General features: G+C 64.1%; 16 protein-coding genes and 2 pseudogenes. 10 read left to right on the top strand and 8 right to left on the bottom strand.

All coding sequences use genetic code 11. From position 1 onward, the window contains the following. The first annotated feature begins 387 nt into the window (after positions 1-387). The 6 genes from OXS27_RS26320 (at position 388) to OXS27_RS26295 (ending at position 7,705) form a co-directional block, all read left to right on the top strand. A complete protein-coding gene (locus OXS27_RS26320; protein WP_267359995.1) occupies positions 388-1,128 on the top strand; it encodes a Crp/Fnr family transcriptional regulator in 741 nt (246 codons plus the stop codon). A gap of 63 nt (positions 1,129-1,191) precedes the next feature. Next, positions 1,192-1,908: an HWE histidine kinase domain-containing protein gene (locus tag OXS27_RS26315; RefSeq protein WP_267359993.1), complete on the top strand. Its 717-nt coding sequence runs from the start codon at positions 1,192-1,194 to the stop codon at positions 1,906-1,908. Positions 1,909-2,010: 102 nt separating this feature from the next. Then, complete coding sequence (locus tag OXS27_RS26310; RefSeq protein ID WP_243923835.1) at positions 2,011-3,033, top strand: chemotaxis protein CheB; 1,023 nt, start codon at positions 2,011-2,013, stop codon at positions 3,031-3,033. Positions 3,034-3,152: 119 nt separating this feature from the next. Then, entirely contained in the window at positions 3,153-6,578 is a 3,426-nt protein-coding gene (locus tag OXS27_RS26305; RefSeq protein WP_267359990.1) for a CheR family methyltransferase, read from the top strand. 26 nt (positions 6,579-6,604) lie between these two features. Next, positions 6,605-6,994 (top strand): response regulator, encoded by a 390-nt coding sequence (locus tag OXS27_RS26300; RefSeq protein WP_267359988.1) that lies wholly within the window; start codon positions 6,605-6,607, stop codon positions 6,992-6,994. Between the two features lie 567 nt (positions 6,995-7,561). Further along, complete coding sequence (locus OXS27_RS26295) at positions 7,562-7,705, top strand: hypothetical protein (RefSeq protein ID WP_267359986.1); 144 nt, start codon at positions 7,562-7,564, stop codon at positions 7,703-7,705. 656 nt (positions 7,706-8,361) lie between these two features. On the opposite strand, the gene OXS27_RS26290 is transcribed toward OXS27_RS26295, so the two are convergent. The 4 genes from OXS27_RS26290 to OXS27_RS26270 all read right to left on the bottom strand — a co-directional run bounded on the left by OXS27_RS26290 (position 8,362) and on the right by OXS27_RS26270 (position 10,966). Then, positions 8,362-8,619: a hypothetical protein gene (locus OXS27_RS26290; protein ID WP_243924901.1), complete on the bottom strand. Its 258-nt coding sequence runs from the start codon at positions 8,617-8,619 to the stop codon at positions 8,362-8,364. A gap of 1,415 nt (positions 8,620-10,034) precedes the next feature. After that, complete coding sequence (locus tag OXS27_RS26280; protein ID WP_267359984.1) at positions 10,035-10,379, bottom strand: hypothetical protein; 345 nt, start codon at positions 10,377-10,379, stop codon at positions 10,035-10,037. Continuing rightward, positions 10,376-10,645 (bottom strand): hypothetical protein, encoded by a 270-nt coding sequence (locus tag OXS27_RS26275; protein WP_243924898.1) that lies wholly within the window; start codon positions 10,643-10,645, stop codon positions 10,376-10,378. Before OXS27_RS26275 ends, OXS27_RS26280 begins: the two co-directional genes overlap by 4 nt. 15 nt (positions 10,646-10,660) lie before the next feature. Further along, positions 10,661-10,966 (bottom strand): hypothetical protein, encoded by a 306-nt coding sequence (locus OXS27_RS26270; protein ID WP_267359981.1) that lies wholly within the window; start codon positions 10,964-10,966, stop codon positions 10,661-10,663. Positions 10,967-11,353: 387 nt separating this feature from the next. Between OXS27_RS26270 and OXS27_RS26265 the strand changes: the two genes are divergently transcribed. Then, on the top strand, positions 11,354-11,656 hold the full coding sequence (locus OXS27_RS26265; protein WP_267359979.1) for a hypothetical protein: 303 nt from the start codon (positions 11,354-11,356) through the stop codon (positions 11,654-11,656). 757 nt (positions 11,657-12,413) lie between these two features. Here the strand turns inward: OXS27_RS26265 and OXS27_RS26260 are convergent. The 3 genes from OXS27_RS26260 to OXS27_RS26250 all read right to left on the bottom strand — a co-directional run bounded on the left by OXS27_RS26260 (position 12,414) and on the right by OXS27_RS26250 (position 17,784). Continuing rightward, positions 12,414-13,088: an IS5 family transposase gene (locus tag OXS27_RS26260; RefSeq protein ID WP_267360020.1), complete on the bottom strand. Its 675-nt coding sequence runs from the start codon at positions 13,086-13,088 to the stop codon at positions 12,414-12,416. Positions 13,089-13,247: 159 nt separating this feature from the next. Continuing rightward, the gene (locus tag OXS27_RS26255) at positions 13,248-16,442 is read right to left on the bottom strand and encodes a multidrug efflux RND transporter permease subunit (RefSeq protein ID WP_267360018.1); all 3,195 of its coding nucleotides are present in this window, start codon (positions 16,440-16,442) and stop codon (positions 13,248-13,250) included. Between the two features lie 94 nt (positions 16,443-16,536). Then, a complete protein-coding gene (locus OXS27_RS26250; RefSeq protein ID WP_267359977.1) occupies positions 16,537-17,784 on the bottom strand; it encodes an efflux RND transporter periplasmic adaptor subunit in 1,248 nt (415 codons plus the stop codon). 88 nt (positions 17,785-17,872) lie between these two features. Here OXS27_RS26250 and OXS27_RS26245 point away from each other — a divergent pair, with 88 nt between their 5' ends. Then, positions 17,873-18,487, top strand: coding sequence for a TetR/AcrR family transcriptional regulator (locus OXS27_RS26245; protein WP_267359975.1), 615 nt, complete (start codon positions 17,873-17,875; stop codon positions 18,485-18,487). 514 nt (positions 18,488-19,001) lie between these two features. Here OXS27_RS26245 and OXS27_RS26240 read toward each other — a convergent pair. Next, positions 19,002-19,421, bottom strand: a complete 420-nt coding sequence (locus tag OXS27_RS26240) for a TonB-dependent receptor (protein WP_267359973.1) — start codon at positions 19,419-19,421, stop codon at positions 19,002-19,004. Positions 19,422-19,978: 557 nt separating this feature from the next. Between OXS27_RS26240 and OXS27_RS26235 the strand changes: the two are divergent. Next, positions 19,979-20,263, top strand: a pseudogene (locus OXS27_RS26235) (hypothetical protein); the annotation flags it as partial. Between the two features lie 194 nt (positions 20,264-20,457). Further along, positions 20,458-21,215: pseudogene (locus tag OXS27_RS26230) on the top strand (IS5 family transposase). Positions 21,216-21,227: the final 12 nt, after the last annotated feature.

The following is a 21,227-nucleotide window of genomic DNA, read 5'->3' as shown; positions in this document are numbered from 1 at the left end:
GGATTGGCAAGTGCAGGGCAGACGCGCCTGCCTGCGCTTGACCGAAACGGTGTTTTCGACCGGGCCAGTCGCGAGGCTACTGCATGGAAGCGGACATGGGTAGCCGGACGGCAACTGCGGCTCGATGTGATTTTCTGCTGGCTCAATTACGGACGGAGAGGCATCGAAGCGGCTGTGGCGTCCACACATGCTATCGGCCCGAAGCTGGTGATGCGAACGTTAGCTTGAGGACCGTGCATTTATTCCACCGTGCAATCTCGAATAAACTGCCTCCTTTGCGCATTTCTGCCGGAGGAACTGGTTTTTGCGTCAAACTATAACCTGAGTGAGTAAGACAGTACCGTTTTTGACGTAGGTAAGCGTCCTCGCCTATGCGGAGGAGCAGCCTTGCCGAACCCGCTCGTGCGCAAGCTGCAGCGCTACGTTCGTCTCTCGGATGCCGATCAAGTCTGGCTTGAGGAGGCGCTCGCGCCAGGACGCCCGATCGCCGCGCGCACCGACATCAACGAGGAGGGTGACGACCGGCGCGCCGTCAACGTCATCTTGGACGGCTGGGCTTGCCGCTACCGTCAGCTTCGCGATGGACGCCGCCAGATCGTCGCGTTTCTCCTTCCGGGTGATCCGTGCGACCCGCACGTCTTTCTGCTGGATCAGATGGACCATGCCATCGGCGCGATCACGCCAGTCTCCCTCGGTCAGATCCCCGGGGCCAGCCTTCAGGCCATAACCGCGCGTAGCTCGACCCTCGACCTCGCCTTCCATCGCGAGGCGCTGGCCACCGCCGCCGTCCAACGCGAGTGGACGGTAAGCCTCGGCAGCCGCACCGGCATCGAGCGCCTCGCCCACCTGTTCTGCGAGCTGCACGCGCGTCTGTCGACCATCGGGCTGACGGACGGAAATGCCTGCGCGTTGCCGCTCACCCAGAGCGACCTCGGCGACGCGATGGGCCAAACCAGCGTGCACATCAACCGCACGCTGCAGGAGATGCGCAGCCTGGGGCTGATCACCCTGCGTAGCCGGCGCCTGACGATCAACGATCCGGCGGCCCTGGCCGCGCTCGCGCACTTCGATCCCACCTACCTCCACCTCACGGTGGACGCAGATCGTTCCGATCGGTGGCGACCATGAGGGATCGAGAACCGTGCACCTCCCTCATGGTTTCGTGTTTGATGACATCTGCAGAGGTCCGGCATGACAGAGCCCCTCGACAGGGCTGACGAGCTTGCCGCCTTGCGGGCCGATAACGCGCGTCTGCGCCGACTCCTCGACGAGGCGGGGATGCCCGACAGTCTGCGCCACGGCGTGCGCAACACCATGGCGATGCTGCGTGCGATCGTCCGCCGCTCGGCTGAGAGTGCCGACGATGTCGAAGCCTACGCCGCACACCTCGACGGCCGCCTGAACGCCCTGACGCGGGTGCAGTCCAAGACGGATATGTTTGGCGAGGCGGACCTGCACAGCCTCATCTCGGACGAGCTGATGGTCCACCTCGTGCGCGAGGGCGAGCAGGCTGAGATCGCCGGCCCGCGTGTGCGGCTCCGGCCCAAGGCTGCGATGATCCTGGCGCTGGCGCTGCACGAGCTGACCAGCAACGGGATCGAACACGGATCCCTGGCGCTCCCGCAGGGGCGGGTGACGGTGTCATGGCGGGTCGAGCCGGGCGGTCCCGAGCCGGTTCTTGCGCTGACCTGGGAGGAACCGGCCGGAACCGGAGTGAAGGAGCCGGTGCATCACGGCTTCGGCACTGCGGTCCTGAAGGACATGTTGGCCTACGAGCTCGAAGCGCGGTCTGTCCTCACTTACGAGCCGGACGGGCTGCGCTGCGCCATACTCATCCCGTTGGCGGCCTGGATCGGATACCGCGTCGATACGGAGGCGGCGCACGCCGCGGGCAATGATGACGACTAGAGCTGCCCGGGTTGGCTCGCTCTTCACGATCCTGTTCTCACGCCGTCGGTTCCTAGAAGCACCGCTGCGGTTGAGACGTCTGTCGCCCTACGGAGAATATCGATGACGAACCGCGATATCATCGTCATCGGCGGTTCGTCCGGTTCGACCGCGCCGCTCAAGACGATCCTCAGTGCGCTGCCCGCAGACCTTGCGGCCGCGGTGTTCGTCGTCGTGCACATCCCGGCCCGCAGTCTCGGGCTGCTCGCGACCGTCACAGCCGCGGCCGCGCACCTGCCGGTCCACGCCGCACGCGATGGCATGGCGATCTCGCCGGGCAACATCTACCTCGGCGTGCCCGACCATCACCTGATCGTCCGTGACGGTCAGATGCGGCTCGGCCGTGGTCCCCGCGAGAACATGGCCCGTCCGTCGATCGACCCGCTATTCCGCTCGGCCGCCACGGCTTACGGCTCGCGTGTCATCGGCGTGTTGCTCAGCGGCCTGCTCAACGATGGTGCTGCCGGGTTGGAGGCGATCAAGCGCTGCGGCGGCATGGCGATCGTGCAAGATCCGGCGGACGCGATCGCGGACGAGATGCCGCTCCGCGGGATGGCCGCCGTGACCGTCGACCTCGCCGTGCCGAGCGCGCGCCTCGGCGACATCCTGTCGGAACTCGTGCGGGAGCAGGCGGGGCCGCGCCTGCCGGTGCCGTCGGAGATCCGCCTGGAGGTGGATATCGCCGCCGGTGAGCGCATCGACAGCGCCGTGCTACGCCAACTCGCCGATCCCGCGCCGCTCACCTGCCCACACTGCAGCGGCGTCCTGTCCACGATCCGCAATGCCAAGCCAATGCGTTATCGTTGTCAAGTCGGCCATGCCTTCACGGCCGAGGTGGTTGCAAAGCAACAGGAGAACGCCGTCGACGAGGCGTTGCGTGTCGCGCTCCGCATCATCGAGGAGCGCGCCGAACTCGTGGCCCGCATGGCGCGGGATGGGCGGAACTCCGGACGTCCCGCAGTCGCGGACATGTATGACGAGCGCGCGGCCGAATACCGGGACTACGCGGAGACGATCCGCCGGGCGGTCCTGCTCTCCTTCCCCGAGCCCGAACCGTCTGGAAGCGAAGGCGCGCAGGACGATTAGGGTATAGCTCCCCGGTCACCCTGCAGCATCGCCGTGGTACGCTGGCCTGTTACTTCCTACAGGAGGCGCTCGGAGCGGCATCACCACCCCCGCAGCGCTTCGCATCACGGCGACCCAGCATGCCTCAAGTCGAAGTGACCCCGTCGCGGACGAGCGCCTTCATTGCTCTGAGCGCTTCGGCCGCGAGCACCGCATCGCTGCAACACGTCCTCACCCACTTGCCGCGCCTCGACGGCGTGGCGGTGATCGTCGTCCTTCAGCATCGGGACGCGCTCGACGAGGACGGGTTTCGGCGGTCGCTGACGGCGGCCGGCATCGATCTGGCGGAGGTCCTGAACAATGCTCCGATCGAGGGCGGCCGCGTCTACCTCATAGGCGTCGATCTCGTCGTGACCGTCGAGAAGGGACGCTTTCGTACCCAACCGGCGGATAAGATCGGAGGCCGAGGTGTCATCGATAGCTTCCTGGTCTCGCTCGCGCACGACGAGGAACGGCGCAGCATCGCGGTCGCTTTCGCCGGTACCGGCGGGGATGGGACGCTCGGTTTCAAGGTCATCAAGGAAGCGGGCGGCCTGACGCTCGCCGAGGAGACCCATGAGACGAGAGCCGGAGAACTCGCTTCCAGCGACAGCCCGGCGGCCCTGGCCGACGCCATCCTGCCACTCGATGATCTCGTCGCGCGCGTATCGACCGCTACGCACCAGCTCGCCGCTCAGGGCGACGTCGCCCCGGATGCATCCAAGCCCGCGCTCAAGGCGATCGCAGGGGCGCTGCGCAACAGGACCGGCCACGACTTCCATGGCTACAAGCCCGGGACTTTCTTGCGCCGGGTCCAGCGCCGGATGCAGGTCCTCTCGCTGGCGAAGATCGAGGATTACGTTGATACTCTGCGTGAGCACCCCGAGGAGGCGCAGGAGCTTTTCAACGATCTGCTGATCGGCGTTACCCAGTTCTTCCGCGACCCGAAAGAGTTCGAGCTCCTTGAACGCGAGGTGATCCCGAAGCTCTTCGCCGACAAGACGCGCGACGACCAGATCCGGGTCTGGGTGATCGGTTGCTCGACCGGTGAGGAAGCCTACTCGCTGGCGATTCTGCTGCGCGAGCACATGGCCACCCTCGACCACACGCCTCAGGTCCAGATCTTCGCGACCGACCTCGACGGACGGGCGCTGGCCTCGGCGCGAGCCGCGCGGTTCGCGAACACGATCAGCGAGGCGATGTCGGCGGAGCGGTTGGCCCGATGGTTCGTAAAGGAGGGCAACACCTACTGTCTCGTCAAGGAGCTGCGCGAAATGTGCATCTTCTCGCAGCATTCGATCATCAAGGACCCGCCGTTCTCACGGCTCGATCTGATCTCATGCCGCAACCTGCTGATCTATCTCGACGCCGATCTGCAGGGACGGGTCATCCCCCTGTTTCACTTTGCCCTGAAGCCTGACGGAACCTTGTTCCTCGGAAATTCCGAGAACGTCTCGCGCCACATCGATCTGTTCGCCCCGATCGACAGCCGCTCGCGCATCTTCCGCCGTCGAGAGACTGGCACGCGCATCCTGCCGGATTTCCCGTTCGTGACGCCGAACCGTCAGATCGGGGCCGCGGGTCGCACTGAGGAACGAGCTCGACCGAATGGGATGGCGCTGACACGACGTGCCGAGCGGTTGGCGGAGCGTTACGCGCCGGCCTACGTGATCACCGATGCTGCGTACAACGTGCTGCACTTCTCCGGGCGGACCGGCCGCTACATCGACCCGGCCGGTGGCGCCGCCAGCCTGAACCTGCTGCAGCTCGCCCATCCGGATCTGCGGCTCGACCTACGATCGGCGCTGGTCAAAGCTGAGGAAACTGCTCAGACCGTGCAGGTTGACGGCTTGCAAGTCGGCCAGAACGGGTCCCGCCTCGCGGTCGACCTCGTCGTTGAGCCCATGCGCGACGATCCGAATGCGCGCGGTTACTTCGTGCTGTTCAAGGATGGTTTCGTATCGGCCGCCGAGCGCGCCGACGGCGCAGATGCTGCGGCCGGGCTTGAGCACACCCGACGCCTCGAAGCCGAGCTGGGGGTCACACGCGAGCGCCTGCAGGCCACCATCGAGGAGTTGGAGAGCACCAACGAGGAGCTGCAGACTTCGAAGGAGGAGCAGCAATCCGTCAACGAGGAACTGACCACGGTCAATGGCGAGCTCGGCCATCGGGTCCAAGAGCTGGGCCGCGCCAACAGCGACCTGAAGAACTTCCTGGAGAGCACGCAGATCGCAACGATCTTCCTCGATAACGAGCTGCGGATCACCAATCACACGCCTGCCGTCACCGAGATCTTCCACCTTATCGAGACCGACGCGGGCCGGCCAATCAGCCACATCAAGTCGCGCATCGCCTATGAGGAGCTGCAGGACGACGCGCGGCGTGTGTTGCGCACCCTGAGCGTGGTCGAGCGTGAGATCACCAACTCGACGACGGGCGCGCAGTACCTCGTTCGGGTCTTACCCTACCGTAGCGTCGACAACTTCATCGCTGGCGTCGTGATCACGTTCGTCGACATCACGGAGCGCAAGCGCGCCGAGGAGCGACAGCGTGCGAGCGAGCGCCGGCTCCTCGCCCTGGTCGAGGGCATCCCGCAATTGGTCTGGCGGGCGGCCGAGGATGGACGCTGGACCTGGGCGAGCCCGCAATGGTCCGCCTACACCGGTCAAAGCGAGGCGCACAGCCGAAACCACGGCTGGCTTGATGCCTTGCATCCCAATGATCGTGCGCTCGCTGTCGAGGCTTGGCGCGAGGCCACGTCGACGGGTGTTCTGCAGATGGAAGGCCGCCTGCGCAACGCCGTCGACGGTGGCTACCGCTGGTTCCAGACGCGCGCGATGCCGGTGCGCGGCGAGCGCGGCGAAGTGGTCGAGTGGCTTGGTACATCGACCGACATCGACGATCTGCGCAGGATGCAGGAGCAGCAGCGGGTTCTGGTTGCGGAGTTGCAGCACCGCACCCGGAATTTGATCGGCGTCGTGCACTCGATCGCGCAGCAGACCCTAGCGGCGAGCGACACGCTGGATGCGTTCGGGGTGGCGTTCAACGAGCGGTTGGCCGCACTCTCGCGCGTACAGGGACTGCTTTCGCGCGCGGGCGATGAGCCGATCATGTTGAGTTCCCTGATCCGGAACGAACTCGACGCGCTCGGCGCCTCCGATCTGCAGGAGCGCGTCGTGTTGGAAGGTCCCGACGTCCGTATCCGCAAGGCGACGGTGCAGACGTTCGCGCTTGCTCTGCACGAGTTGGCCACCAACGCGCGCAAGTACGGCGCGCTCTCCAATTCGCACGGCCAACTCAGCGTGACGTGGTGGACGCACGAGAGCGATGGGCAGGAACCACGGCTCACGCTCGAATGGGTCGAGACCGGCATTGAGCGACAGCATGCGACGGGAAGCGGGGGCCTGAAGAACGGTTATGGACGTGAGCTGATCGAGAAGGCGCTGCCGTACGCGCTCGACGCCATGACGCGCTACGAACTCGGAGAGACCGAGGTACGTTGTCTGATCGAGCTCCCGTTGGCTTAAAGCTTGATTCGAAGGGACAGATCACGATGGCCACACCGAGCCATGAAATCGACGCGCTGTCCGGCCATACGGTGCTCCTCGTTGAGGACGACTACTTCATCGCCACCGAGATGCGACGAATGTTGTCGAGGAGCGGCGCAGAGGTTCTCGGTCCCGTAGCGAGCGTCGACAGGGCCTTGGCGTTGATTTCCTCCAATTCCGCGATTGATGCGGCCGTGCTCGACGTCAACCTGCGGGATGTCATGGTCTTTCCGGTGGCGGACGCCCTGACCACGCGCGGTGTGCCGTTTATCTTCGCCACCGGTTATGAGGGCACGATCATCCCCAAGCGCTACGCGCACGTTCAGCGCTGTGAGAAACCGGTGGAGATGGATACGCTCGCGCGGGTGCTGTCGACCCAAGTCAGCCGCGCTTGAAATACTTGCGCATACGCAAAGGAGCAGCGCATCTGCGCTTGTATATCGCGCATTAATTTCGCGGGTCGCACAAGCGTGATCTGTTTTGTTCAGTAAATCGAGATGTTTATTGGGCATACCTTATCTGAGTACCGGCACCTCGGAGGGCTGCTTTCGCTGCTGAAAATACGAGCGCTCTCCCCTCCGACAAGATCCCTCACCCCTGCCCGTGGGCTATCCGCGCGAGGTGGTCTTCATGCCGGCGCTGGATGTCCTGAAAGGTAACGAGGAGGGTCTCGGCATCGTGGAACGGCCAACCATTTGTCTTAAAACGAGCGACTAACGCACGTTGCCTCTCGATATGCTTGGCACCTTCCTCGACGTGCCGCCTAACCATCTCACGTTCGGTCTCGCGCTCACACATCGCGGCCCTCCAAATGGCGCGTTACGACGTACAAGTGTCAGTTCGCCGTTCAACCTGCCAAGGCTGAAAGCTTATCAGTCTAGCTCATGTTCAAGGATCATACCCGCCCGCTATGACATTGTCGCGCCTGTGTGCGAGTTGTCGAAGAGGGTAAATTCGTTCGCATGATCACCGTCGATGCCCTCGAGAACGAAGGCTTCACGATGTTGGAGGCCGCGCCTACCGACGACGCATGGCCGCTCATCGCACGCCACGGCGATATCGGGGTGCGATCCACCGACGTAGCTGTGGCCTGGGCAGACGGATGATCCCGCACTCGTCGCGCGGTTCGCCGAGCATTGGTCAAACATTCGCGAGATCCTAATCTCTGAGCGCTAGGGTCTCAGCATGCGCTGGATCGCGGTTAACGGACAATGCATTCGGTACCGTACCACCACTATTATTCGATCAGAGCAGCAGCTCATGCAATCTGGTCAATTTGAATACTCGGATCCGAGATTTGGTACGAAAGTGAGGTGGCTTACAATCACTATGGTTGCGATCGACATCCGGCCATTCGCCTATTACGGATGTCGGGTCGGACAGCAACTCGGACGCTATATGCGCCGCATCCAGACCGGCATCGTGCGATCGAGGCAGATCCGGCAACGAACCCAAAAGGAGTCGATATGCGATGCGATGCTTGCTCCAACTTGGCCTTGGGTGCTGCCGTCGGATACGGCTATGGCGACCCCTCCAGTGATGGTTACGCTCCGGCTGGGTACTATGCGAGCCCGTTTGGCGACGGCCGCGGCTACTATGGCCGGGGTTACTACGGCTACTGAGATCGGCCTACGGGTGCCGTACACGCACCCGTAACCGCATTGCGGCATCATACTGACGGGCCACGTTGCGTACCGGCCCACGCTGGTGAGATCGGATGCTCCCCTGCCCCGTGATCAGTTCGGGTGGGGCCGAGCGGCCCTTAGATCAGCGCCTGAGGGTGCGGTGTCGGCGTACCGGTGTACGTCTCGGGCTTGAGCGGGCAACCAGTGTGTGATCGGCGGTGCTGCAGCTTGAGACTGCCCGCGCCGGAATAGATCCCGGCGATGATGATTTGCCCCTGACAGGCGGGGCAACGCTTTTGCGCCATCATGTACCGACTACGGGCCTCCGCGAAGGTGGCGGCCTGCCACGCGCCATCCACCTTTACTTCGCACGCCTGCTGACTGATCGTTGGCATGCCTATTCCACTCGGTGTTGCGACATCGGTCTGCAATCAAGCGGATAGGTTGGAGCGGATATAGTTAACGAGGCGTTGCTTTACCTACCATAATCCGGTCGAGCGATAGCAGGTTCGACCATCTCGCGTCCTACGCCTGGCCGAAGTGACGCATCACCAGAGTAGCCTCACTCGACAGTTTGGCCTCGGCAGAGCGGAGTCTCGACCGCCCTCCTATCAAGGCGATCCCGACCAAAACGTATGACCCGGCAAGGGCCACGAAAGCGCACCACTAGAACAAGGCATCGAACATGGCTGAACACGGGCCTCCGATTGTAAGCGGATCCTCAACGGACATGGTGAATGCTTCGTTAAGGCCGCCCTTGGCCCAACCTGTGAGGGTCGATATCGGCTCTGGCGCCGACTGATCGCCACTCGCCGACAAGAAGAGCTACGGGCGCTGGTCGGCTATGCACAACCGGCTTGCAACCGCCCGTGACACTCAATCATTGGAGGAACAGAGCCGTAGTGACACTCCAAAGGTCCACCATGTTGCTGATCTCGTCCCTAGTGGCGGGCACGTTCATGCTCGCCACGTCGTTCTCGCTCATCGCTGTGCTGACGGACTAGGCCACCGCGGCAAGCCGTCCGGTACCGCGCTCGCGACGACCGCATCTCCGCCTGTTATAGCGTTGGCACCCACTGCTGATCCACCTGAGGTGGTCGCGACCCACACGGTGCTTGTTGCAGGCGGGCATGTGGCGACAGATGGGTGTGGACCAGTCCCCTGTACCTTGCTCGTGAGGCCTCGGCCGGGCAGCGGCGTGAGCAGCGGCGCATGCGGGGGCGGGGGAACTGGACACCCCGCCGCGCCGGCCCACGGCGTTTAAAGGCGATACGAGGCTATCCAGCTGGGCGCCAGGATGTCGCCAGCGTCTGTTATGATCCACGGCCTGGCATCGCCCGTATCCATCGCCTCGGTCGCGGCAGCGAGTGCCGCGCGCAAGGTCGGAAAGCGATGCCCTTGTGCGGTGTGAGCTGGGGCGCGGCTGGACCAGAGGGTCAGTTCAGCGGGTTTGTTGAGGTCGGCTAGCGTCATGAGTGCGTGTTCCGCTCGATAGGAGCGGGGCCTGTGTTGAGCGTGCCAGGGAAGGGCTGCGGACTGTAGGTGAAGGCGCCCGGCCTATGGCGCGATTACGTGTGCGCCTGTCCTGTCGAAGATGGGCATAAGCTGATGCGATCTCAAGCCGTCCAGGGCCGAGGCCGCGGCACTACGATCTCGACAGTTTGGCCGGTGAGCGGGTTGAGGATCAGCATGGCCGCTGGTCTCCGGTGGGTGTGCCAGTACAACGACGGCCAGGGGCGAGGAGATTAGGGCGTTCGGTGCAATTGCGCACATCTGGTAAATAGTCCGTTTACCCTGGCTTCCCGTTGGATCAGCGCCGCAGCGCCTCGATCCAGGCCGCCACGGGATCCACCACGAACGACACGTATGCGGCCCACGTCCGAGCCCAGCCGTTCATGGGGGTGTCGGCATCGTTGGGGCGGGCAGCCATCAGGGCGGACACGTAGCGGTCCTCGTGTGGCTTGCACTCATCGAGCGCGTTGCGCTCCCGGCCAGCCCGGCTGCCACGGTCCTGCTGGCCGTCGTACGCCTGGCGCACGCAGACGTGCCACGCCTGTTCCAGCGCTGGCAGATCGGCCGGCTCAGCCGCCAGGGCCGAGACTGGCCCGAGAGTCACCAGCGCGATCACGCCGGTTATGTGCACCTGCCGGTTCACCGGATTGCGCCGGTGGTCTGCACGATCTCTGTTGCCGGCAGCGTAGCCATCTCGCCCGCGGCCTGCTGCAGTTGCTGACGGACTATGCTGTCAGCCAACGCCACAAGGCCGATGAGCAGCAGCCCGATGAAGGCGCTACGGACCAGGATCGAGCGGTTGAGCATGGAGGGCGCCTTGATGACGTTGGCACCATAGCTGAGCCGTTCGGGACTGGCTGCTACACTGCTGCAACAGCCAGTACGGAAAGCGAACAGCGCCTGCTGCAAAGGGGCCGCTCTGTCCTACTCGCAGACGCGCGCACGCCGAATGTGTTCGACGCCGTAGGGATCGATGAAGCCGCGGCGCTCGATGTGGCAGACCTCCTCGACGTACACCGGCGGTGGCGCGCGATAGACCGGGCGGCCCAGGCAGTAGCCATCATTGGCCGAGGCAATTGCGTCACCGACCGCAAGGCCGCTAATCGCGCCCTGTGCCGCCGCACCACCCACCCCAATGCCACCGCCAGCCTGAGCGGCAGGCAGTGTGCCACACAGCGGGAGACCGACCAGGGCCACCGCGCCGTTGGACCTCAGCAGAGGCTTCCGCATACGGACCTCCGATATCGCTCGCAGGTCACCACAGGCACGTAAACGCAGGATTTCTGCCGCTCGGAGGAGATGCCGGATCTGACAGCTACGCGTAGGGGCTGCCGAAAAGGTCCCAAAGCGCCTGCCGCCGAAACAGCGTGCGCCAGCGTCGTCTCTGATGCTCTGGCCGGTCGTGAACACTGGTGCAAGGCGTCAGGTCTGAGAACTACGGTAGATCGCACAGGTACTAAGAGGCAATGCTCGTGCCGTATCAGCATCCTGGCGCATCGCGCTGCCCGTCGCGAAGAATGCGCTGCAGCGCAGTATCGATTGTAACCTTCGCCGTAGGATCAGTGTTACTTCTCCGGCGTTCGCCACATTGGTGCTGAATACCGCCGGGAGAACGCCATGGGTCTGACCGCTTTTATTGTTTTCGTCGTGCCGTGGATGGTGCTTGCGGCTTGGCTGTTCACCCTACCCAGCGAAATCCGCTTGGGTGCGCCGTCCACACCTTGGCGGCAGCTCTACCGCTTTCCCGATACGTCCCGCGATCAGCACCCCAATCGGCAACAAGAGGTCAACAGCTACAAACGTGGTGCCCACGTCGGATCGGGGCTGACCGGCGGGGACAAGCACGAGCCAATTTCCAAGCCTACGGCTGGAGTGCTGGGCACGAGCGTGGAGGCGACCGAGCCAGACGACAAGATTTAGCTGATCGCTTATCGCAGAGTAGCGAGGCCCTGCGTCGGACCCGATGAGCTCGACGCGGGTTGACTCCCCTGTAACCTGTAGAAGGCTTGCCCATGCCACAGATGTTCGATTGGATCTTCTTCGCGATCGTGATCCCATTCCCGGCATTCCTGCTCTGGGATTTCTATCGGAACCGCGACGCATCCAGGAAGGTCCGGCAGCTCTAGCTGTTCAATCTTGGAGGCGCGTTTCGACACGACATGCGGAGGGAGACCGCCATCGCCGCCGGTCACCTGCATGCCCGCATCAAGGCGGCACTGGACGAGCGGGATGCGTGGCGAGAGGAGGCTGAGCGGCTGCAGATGGGATCCGCACGATCCGCTTGATGCAAACTGTTCTCGTAGCTGTTGAGCGGCGCAACGGTTCGCTAACCGACAGCCCCCAGCATCTCCGCCATGCCCAAGCGAACACTTCGAACCCTAAAAGGCGCGTTCTGGATCGTCGTTCTAGGCGTCTGCTGCTTCTCGGCGGCTATGCTGGTGGAAGCCAATCGCCCCGCAGAACCAGCCGTGGCGCACCTGCCGTCTGCGGATCCTGTCACGACCGGAGCTATCAATCGTGCTCCTATCCGGTGGTGTGGTGCTGCCTCTTGGTGCCGCTAAACCGAGGATCAAGCAGCGCCGATCTCGATCATCGGCCGACTATCACTCTACCCATTACCCCCGTTACTCCTAGCCATCACGTGATCGGAGCGCTTGCGCTTCCCGATTAAAAGCGCCTACCGGAACCGTTTGATCTGATTGCGTGCAATGAGGCTGGTGAAGGCTTCGTAGATGCCTGCACGGCGCTCGCAGCGCACGGGCAGCCGGCGGTAGCGGTTGAACCAAGCGTGCGTGCGCTCCACCACCCATCGGTGCCGGCCCAGCCGCTCGCTGCTCTCGATGCCCGGGCGTGCGATGCGTGGCATGATCCCCCGCGCTCGGTACTCGTGGCGTCGGCGCCGGGCGTCGTAGGCTTTATCGGCATGCAGCTTGTCTGGACGCCGTCGCGGCCGCCCGCGCCGACCACTCCGCAGGGGCGGGATGGCATCGAGAGTAGCCGCCATCATGACGCTCTCGTGCCGGTTGGCCCCGCTAGGCAGAAGCCGAGCGGCGTGCCGCGCGCGTCGGTGACGAGGTGGCGCTTCGTATCCGTCTTGCCCCCGTCCGTCGGGTTCGGGCCGGTGGCAGCCCCCCCTTTTTGCGGGGACAGAGGCGCTGTCCAGGCAAGCCCGGCGCCAGTCGATCTGTCCGGCTGCGTGCAGGCGGCTCCACACACCCGCCGCCTGCCAATCCCGCAGCAAGCGCCAGCAGCTCATGTCCGAGCCGCAGCCCATCTCGGCCGGCAGCATCCCCCAGGGTAGCCCCGAGCGTAACACGAACAGGATACCCGTCAGTGCGGCGCGGTTCGCGATCGGGCTACGCCCACCTGCCGGACGAGGTCGAGACGGCAGGGGGAGCGGAGCGATCTTATCCCGGAGATATCATTGCGGAGAAGCGGTCTGGCCAGGCCAAACCAACGCGGCACATCCAGCGCAGTGCCGTTCTGTTAGGCGCTCTCAGACGCACGCGTTCTACGCGGCATGTTTGATGCCATCCGCCATGGGGGCCGGCACTCCTGCGCCATGTTGCTTGAGCGGCCGGTTGCCCGATAGGCGGCGAAGCAGCACGTAAAAGACTGGAGTAAGGAACAGGCCGAAGGCCGTAACGCCGATCATCCCGGAAAAGACCGCTACGCCCATGGCGCTGCGCATCTCCGATCCGGCCCCAGTGGCGGTGACAAGCGGTAGCACGCCCATGATGAAGGCCATCGAGGTCATCAAGATCGGGCGCAGCCGCAGGCGACTGGCCTCAATGGCCGCCTGGACCGGGCTCCGACCGGCAAATTCCAGTTCGCGGGCGAATTCCACGATCAGGATGGCGTTCTTCGCCGAGAGTCCGACCAGCACGATCAGACCGATCTGGGTGAAGACGTTGTTGTCTCCCGCCGAGAGCCAGACCCCGAACATCGCCGCGAGCAATCCCATCGGCACGATCAGCAGGATGGCGAGCGGCAGGGCGAGGCTCTCGTACTGGGCGGCAAGCACGAGGAATACGAGGAGGAGTGCCAGCGGGAAGACCCAGACGCCGGAATTGCCCGCGATGAACTCCTGATAGGTCAGGTCGGTCCACTCGAAGGCGAAGCCCCGCGGCAGCGTCTCGGCGGCGATGCGGGCCGCCGCGTCCTGGGCCTGACCCGAGGAGTAGCCGGGGGCGGCGCCCGCGTTGATGTCGGCGGACAGGAAGCCGTTGTAGCGCATGGCCCGCTCCGGCCCCGCCGTCTGGCGGACGCGCAGTAGGGCCGAGAGCGGCACCATCTCGCCTGATCCAGCGCGGACCTTCAACTGGCCGATATCGTCCTGGCGAGCACGGAACGGCGCGTCGGCCTGGACGCGGACCGAGTAGGTCCGGCCGAACTTGTTGAAGTCGTTGACGTAGAGCGAGCCCAGATAGATCTGCAGCGTGTCGAACACATCCGTCACCGGGATGCGGAGTTGGCGCGCCTTTGTCCGGTCTATATCGGCAAAGAGCTGCGGGACGTTCATCTGGAAGCTGGAGAACAGACCGACCAGTTCGGGCGCCTTTGCGGCCTTCGCCATGAACGCCTTGGTCGCCTCGTTGAGGGCCTCGTAGCCGAGGCCGGCGCGATCTTCGATCTGAAGCTTGAAGCCGCCGATCGTGCCTAGGCCGTTCACCGGCGGGGGCGGAAACATGACGATAAAGGCGTCGGGAATTGCGGCGTACTTCTTGTTCAGGGATTGTGCGATGGCCGCCCCGTTCAGATCCGGCCCCTTCCGTTCGTCGAACGACTTCAGAGTTGAGAACACGATCCCCGAGTTCGAGCTGTTGGTGAAGCCGTTGATCGAGAGGCCGGGGAAGGCCACCGCGCTTTCAACGCCGGGCTCCTTCAAGGCAATCTCGCTCATCCGACGGATCACCTCCTCGGTTCGGTCGAGGGTGGCGCCGTCGGGAAGCTGCGCGAAGCCGACGAGGTACTGCTTGTCCTGGCCGGGCACGAAGCCGCCGGGGATCTGGCGGAATAGCGCCACCGTCACGCCCACGAGGACCAGGTAGACGACCAGCATCGCGCCCTTGCGTGAGACAACGCCGCCGACGCCTCGCCCATAGCCGTCGGAGGCAGCCCCGAAGGCGCGGTTGAAGCGGCGGAAGAACCATCCGAGCAGGGCGTCGAGGACCCGGGTCAGCCGGTCCTTCGGGGCGTGGTGATCCCTCAGGAGCAGCGCCGAGAGGGCCGGCGACAGGGTCAGCGAGTTGATCGCGGAGATCACAGTCGAGATCGCGATGGTCAGAGCGAACTGCTTGTAGAACTGGCCGGTCAGCCCGCTGATGAAGGCCAGCGGCACGAAGACAGCGACCAACACGAGGGCGATGGCGATGATCGGCCCCGAGACCTCGCGCATGGCCTGGTAGCTCGCCTCCCTCGGAGACAAGCCCGCCTCGATATTGCGCTCGACGTTCTCGACCACGACGATGGCGTCGTCCACGACGATGCCGATGGCGAGGACGAGGCCGAACAGGCTCAGCGCGTTGACCGAGAAGCCGAAGACATGCATCACCGCGAATGTACCGACGATGGAGACCGGCACGGCGAGCAGCGGGATGATCGAGGCCCGCCACGTCTGCAGGAACAGGATCACCACGAGGACGACGAGGGCGATGGCCTCGAGCAGCGTGTGGATCACCGCCTCGATCGAGGCGCGTACGAACTGCGTGGGGTCGTAGACGATCTGGTAATCGACCCCCTCCGGCATGTTGGTCTTGATCTCGGCCATGGTCCGGCGAACCGCGTCCGAGATCTGGATCGCGTTCGAGCCCGGCGATTGCGAGATCGGGATCGCCACGGCCGACTTGTTGTCGAGGAGCGAACGCAGGGCATAGTCCGAGGCGCCGAGCTCGACCCGGGCGATGTCGCGCAGCCGCGTGATCTCGCCGTTCTCCCCGGTCTTCACGACGATGTCGCCGAACTGCTCCTCGCCGGTGAGCCGGCCCTCGGCGTTGAGGGACAGTTGAAGGTCGAGGCCGGGCACAGCGGGCGACGCACCGATGACGCCCGCCGCCGCCTCGACGTTCTGCGCCTGAATCTCGCGCACCACATCGCCCGCTGAGAGGCCGTGCTCGGCGACCTTCTGCGGATCGAGCCAGATCCGCATCGCGTAGTCGCCCGAGCCAAACAGCTGCACTTGGCCGACGCCGTCGAGGCGGGCCAGCCGGTCCTTGATGTTGAGCACCGCGTAGTTGCGCAGGTACGTCATGTCGTAGCGCCCGTTGGGCGAAACGAGATGCACCACCATCGTGAGATCAGGAGACGACTTCACCGTGACGATGCCGAGCTGGCGCACGATGGCCGGCAGGCGCGGCTCGGCCTGCGAAACCCGGTTCTGGACGAGCTGCTGCGCCTTGTCGGGATCGGTGCCGAGTCGGAACGTGACGGTCAGCGTCATGATGCCGTCGGTCGTGGCTTGGCTCGACATGTAGAGCATGCCCTCGACGCCGTTGATCTGCTCCTCGATCGGAGTGGCCACGGTTTCGACGATGACCTTGGGATTGGCGCCGGGGAAGGTCGCCCGCACCACGACGGAGGGCGGCACCACGTCCGGATATTCGGAGATCGGCATCGCGAAGAGCGAGATGAGGCCGCCGATGAAGATGAGAACCGAGAGCACGCCCGCGAAGATCGGGCGGTCGATGAAGAACTTGGACAGGTTCATGGCGCCCTCGGGGATCAGGCACAGGGGGACCGGGCGGCCACCCATGGGGCGGTCGCGGGGAGGCATCCGGGGGAGTGGGGGCGCTCGGACGCGGTCAGCGCTCGGCGAACCGGCGCGGGGTGCCTGGACGAAGGCCCATCGCCACCGGCTCGGGGCGCAGGAGCATGCCGGGGCGCAGCCGCTGCAGGCCGTTGACGACGATGCGCTCGCCGCCAGACAGCCCCGAGGTGACGACGCGCAGGCCATCGACCGCGCGCCCGAGGGCGATGGCGCGGAACTCGGCGCGGTTGTCCGGCCCGACGACGAGGACGAACTTTTTGTCCTGATCGGTGCCCACGGCGCGCTCATCCACGAGGAGCAGAGGTTCGGGTCTGGCCTGGCCCAGCCGCATCCGAGCGAATTGGCCGGGGATGAGGTGGCCGTCGCCATTGGCGAAGGTGGCCCGCACCCGGACGGTGCCGCTTCGGGCATCCACCTTGTTGTCGATGAACTGCAGGTGCCCCCGGGCTCGGGTGCCCTCCACCGTCTCCATCTCAACGGGGATGCGGTCGAGCTTACCACGTCCGCCTGCCGGCCCGACAATGGAGGAGAGGGCCTTCAGGACGACGCCCTCGTCCGCGTCGAAGCTCGCGTAGACGGGATCGACGGAGACGAGGGTCGTGAGCACCGCGGCTCCCGCACCCGTTGCCACGAGATTGCCCGGCGTGATCTCCCGACGGCCGACGCGGCCGCTTACCGCCGCCCGAACCTGCGTGAAGCTCAGGTTCAGCCGCGCCGCCTCCAAAGCCGCCTTTGCCGCATCGAGGCTGGCCTTCGCCTCCTTGAAGGCGTTGGCGCGGACATCGAGGTCACGGGCCGTAACGATCTGCTGGTCAGAGAGCCTGCGCCCACGCTCCCAGTCGCTCGACGTGAGGGCGACCCGCGCCTCGGCCCCAGCCACCTGGGCCTCCAGGCGCTGAACCTCCGCCGCGTAGGGCGCCGGATCGATGGTCACGAGAAGGTCGCCGGCCGCCACCAGTTCGCCCTCCACGAAGTGCGTCGCCTGGATCGCGCCGCCGACCCGGGCCCGCACGTCGATGCGCTCGACGGCCTCGAGGCGGCCCGAGAACTCGTCCCACAGGATCACGTCGCGGGGCTGGATGGTGGCGACCGGAACCGCCACCGCCTGTTCGGCCTCGGGCGTCGCGGCGACCGCCGGGCCGTCCGGAGCGAGCGTGGCAGGCGCCAGCCGGTAGGCCACACCCGCCAGCAGGGCGAGGGCCAAGCCGATCCCGACACTGCGTCGGACGGGAACATGTGTTCGAGAAGCGTCGCGACGGGGGTCCACAGGCGACTCCGACATCTGTATAGTTCGCTACACATGTCGGCATGGACGCGGCGCGTCAAGTGACTTATCTACCACTCGATACAAAAGCTGGAGCCGGCAGACAATGGTGATGGGGCGGCCCCGGTCATTCGACACGGACAAGGCCCTCGACGAGGCGATGGAGGTGTTCTGGCGCCACGGCTACGACGGCGCGAGCCTCACGATGCTGACCCGAGCGATGGGCATCAAGGCGCCGAGCCTCTACGCGGCCTTCGGCAGCAAGGAGGGGCTCCTACGGGCGGCCCTCGACCGGTATGCCCTGCGCCGGTCCGAGCACATGCGCTACGTGTTAGCGGGAACGAGTGCCCGCGAGGTCGCAGAACGGTTCCTGAATAGCATTGCCGAGAGCCACACCGATCCTGCCAACCCACCCGGGTGCCTATTGGTGCAAGGTGGGCTCGCCTGCGGCGAGGGTTCGGAGAACATCCCCTTCGAATTGGCTTCTCGGCGCGCGTTGACCGAGACCGAACTGCGTGAGCGATTCATCCGGGCCCAAGATGATGGAGACCTTGCAGAAGCCTCCGACCCAGCCGCGCTAGCACGGTTCCTTTCGACGGTTGCCTCGGGCATGGGTGTCCTGGCCTCGTCTGGCGCTGATCGAGACGCTCTGCGCGAAGTCGCACGCGTATCGCTCAGCGCATTTCCGGATCCAAGGACTCGTGTATCAACCAAATCATGAATTTGGACGACTATAGAAGTTATCAGGAGAACGCAGAGCAGCACCAATGGGGTCGCGATCGGTTCGTCTCCCGTCGGGTTATAGTTTTTTGCAAATGGCGGCATGATGGCACATGAAAGCCGTCGCGTCCGCCCCACAGCATCAACCGTAAGACCCTGAATCAAAGAGTTGAGCCCGCAGGAGGCTGTCTGCTTTTCTTGGGGAGGTCTTTAAAGCGGACACGCTGCTTCACGGCCAGCTTCGGTTATGAATGCGGGCTCCTCTGGACGGCAGGGTTGGGTGGATTTCCGCGGGTCTGATTCGGGGAGGCAGATACATCGAAGCGGATGTAGCCGCGGGGACCGCTCGCGGCCCTGTACAGACACTCTGTAGGTCCGCTTCAAGTCATCCTTGGGCGTAAAAATCTATGCTCGCTTGCGGTCTCAAATCTCGCGTTATGGTGCACGATCAGGGCCGCCAACCGCGCTGGCTACCTCACCCTTCACAAATCATCCGCGACGAACGTCTTCAGTCGTTACCAGCGATAGCGAAGAGTCGCGAGGATCGTCTGCCTGTTTCCGTAGAAGCAGCCGGTCGCAGCGATGCACGTCGTGACGTAAGTTTTGTCGAAGAGGTTCGTCGCGTTGAGCGCAAGATCGACGCCCTTCAGTTCGGGATGGCGATACCCAAAATCATAGCGGACAGCCGCATCGACGAGCGTGACCGCAGGTGTTCGGTAGAGGTTTGCGTTGTCGCCGACCGAGACGCCAACGTAGCGCACGCCTGCGCCCAGACCGAGGCCGGCCCAGTCCCCCGTTCGGATCGTGTAGTCGAGCCAGACCGAGGCCTGATGGCGGGGAACGAAGGGCAGTTCGTTCCCGACGATGCTGACACCTGCCGCGTTGGCGTTGGCCTTGGTGAACCGGCTGTTCATGGCAGCGTAGGAGGCGACCATGTCGAGGCTGTCGGTGACCCCGCCTATCTGTGTGGAGTGCAACACGCTTGCCGTCTTGGACGGTCATCACCGCCTAAACGCTGCGATTCAACTCGGCTTCGCTCGTGTACCAGTACAGTTGTACGACTATTCCACGGTGCAACTTGGTTCGTGGCGCCCTGAAATTACACCAACACGTGATGATGTCCTTCGTCGCGCGCTTATGGCTTTCTTTATCCACCCAAGACGACGCGGCACAGCTTCAGACCAGTCGAAAACGCGATAGTGAATTTTAGACGTCTCATCCATAACTAAGCAATTTATTTAAAGGCAGACTGATTAGTTTGCATATAACCGTGTATCGATAGCGACAAATTATGCAAAAGGATTATGGCACTAAATGCCAGCCGATCGGGATCATCCTTCATCCTGACAGACGGCAAACTCAACATCCAATGATGGAGAGTTGTGCGCCGTAATGGTGGCCTCCGATTCTGGCAAAACCATACCGGTGCGTTTTAGGCTTGCGCCGCATCGGACGGCTGCGGTTCACGCCGCGTTGTTGGGCTGATTCATTGCGCGCCGCCATAGAAGCAGCGGGCGCGCGACTGCACTTCTTTCCGCACCACGCGCCGGCCTTCAACCCGATCGAAATGGTTCTCTTCAAGCTTAAGGCGCTGCTGCGCAAAGCGGCCGAGCGCACTGTCGAAAAGTTTTGGTCGACCATAGGCCAGCCCATCGACACCATCACCCCCGGTGAGTGCGCCAGCCTCTCCGCCATCGCTGTATATAGTTCATATCGAAAAAACAATCTTGTAAAACATCTTAACTCCGGCCACAATGCGATAATAATGTTAAAATAATGTCAATTAAAGACTTCAAGACTGCCGATTATGATGCATATGACACTTGAAACTCCATCGTCTAGAAGCATGATCAAAAATGTGTTATGGGAATTCCGCGAATCAGCATTTGCTAGGGTGAAAACCGAATCAAGCCGTTGCGGGGGGCTGTGGTTTTGTGATTCAAGGCCGCCGTTTGCAGAGTGGAGGCTGCGATGGCGGACCTGTTCTGGCTCTCGGATGAGCAGTGGGCGGTGATGGCCCCGTTCATGCCCAAGGATCAGCCCGGACCGGAGCGGAAGGACGACCGGCAAAACATCTCCGGCATCCTGCACGTGCTCACGTCGGGCTGCCGCTGGCGCGATTGCCCGGCCGCCTACCGCCCGCGCACCACGGTCTACAACCGCTTCAACCGCTGGTCGCGGCGCGGCTTCTGGACGGCGATGTTGGCGGCGCTGGCCAAGGCCGGATGGGCCGGCGACGCAGCCGCCCTCGACAGCAGCTACGTGCGGGCCCACCGCTCCGCCCATGGCGGTAAAGGGAGGCGCGGACACTGGCCATCGGGCGCTCGCGCGGCGGCCAGACGACCAAGATCCACGCGCTCACCAATGTCCTCGGCCGTCCCGGCGTCCTGCTGCTGACGCCCGGCAACGCCAGCGATGTAACGACCGCACCTGAGGTGCTGGCCGAGGCGCCCGGCCGGATCCGGCGCCTGGCTGCCGACAAGGGCTACGACGCCGATTGGCTGCGCGCGGCTCTACGCGAGAGGGGCATCGCGCCGATCATCCCGGGCAAGCGCGGCCGTAAGACAAGGATCCGCCACGACAAACGCCGCTACCGGGAGCGCTGGCGCATCGAGGCGACCTTCAACCGCCTCAAGGACTTTCGCCGCATCGCCACCCGATACGACAAGCTCGCCCGCAACGACGCCTCAGCCGTCGCCCTGGCTGCCAGCGTCGCCTTCTGGTGCTGATCGAGTCCAGGC

It is taken from the genome of Methylobacterium sp. GC_Met_3 (assembly GCF_026540775.1).
Lineage (GTDB): Bacteria > Pseudomonadota > Alphaproteobacteria > Rhizobiales > Beijerinckiaceae > Methylobacterium.
This window is presented reverse-complemented; position numbering and strand designations above follow the sequence as displayed.

Bases quoted from the DNA above. Each gene is read 5' to 3' on its own strand.
- OXS27_RS26315 (WP_267359993.1), top strand. From the start codon at position 1,192: ATGACAGAGCCCCTCGACAGGGCTGACGAGCTTGCCGCCTTGCGGGCC.
- OXS27_RS26310 (WP_243923835.1), top strand. From the start codon at position 2,011: ATGACGAACCGCGATATCATCGTCATCGGCGGTTCGTCCGGTTCGACC.
- OXS27_RS26305 (WP_267359990.1), top strand. From the start codon at position 3,153: ATGCCTCAAGTCGAAGTGACCCCGTCGCGGACGAGCGCCTTCATTGCT.
- OXS27_RS26300 (WP_267359988.1), top strand. From the start codon at position 6,605: ATGGCCACACCGAGCCATGAAATCGACGCGCTGTCCGGCCATACGGTG.
- OXS27_RS26295 (WP_267359986.1), top strand. From the start codon at position 7,562: ATGATCACCGTCGATGCCCTCGAGAACGAAGGCTTCACGATGTTGGAG.
- OXS27_RS26290 (WP_243924901.1), bottom strand. From the start codon at position 8,619: ATGCCAACGATCAGTCAGCAGGCGTGCGAAGTAAAGGTGGATGGCGCG.
- OXS27_RS26270 (WP_267359981.1), bottom strand. From the start codon at position 10,966: ATGCGGAAGCCTCTGCTGAGGTCCAACGGCGCGGTGGCCCTGGTCGGT.
- OXS27_RS26265 (WP_267359979.1), top strand. From the start codon at position 11,354: ATGGGTCTGACCGCTTTTATTGTTTTCGTCGTGCCGTGGATGGTGCTT.
- OXS27_RS26255 (WP_267360018.1), bottom strand. From the start codon at position 16,442: ATGAACCTGTCCAAGTTCTTCATCGACCGCCCGATCTTCGCGGGCGTG.
- OXS27_RS26250 (WP_267359977.1), bottom strand. From the start codon at position 17,784: ATGTCGGAGTCGCCTGTGGACCCCCGTCGCGACGCTTCTCGAACACAT.
- OXS27_RS26245 (WP_267359975.1), top strand. From the start codon at position 17,873: ATGGTGATGGGGCGGCCCCGGTCATTCGACACGGACAAGGCCCTCGAC.
- OXS27_RS26240 (WP_267359973.1), bottom strand. From the start codon at position 19,421: ATGGTCGCCTCCTACGCTGCCATGAACAGCCGGTTCACCAAGGCCAAC.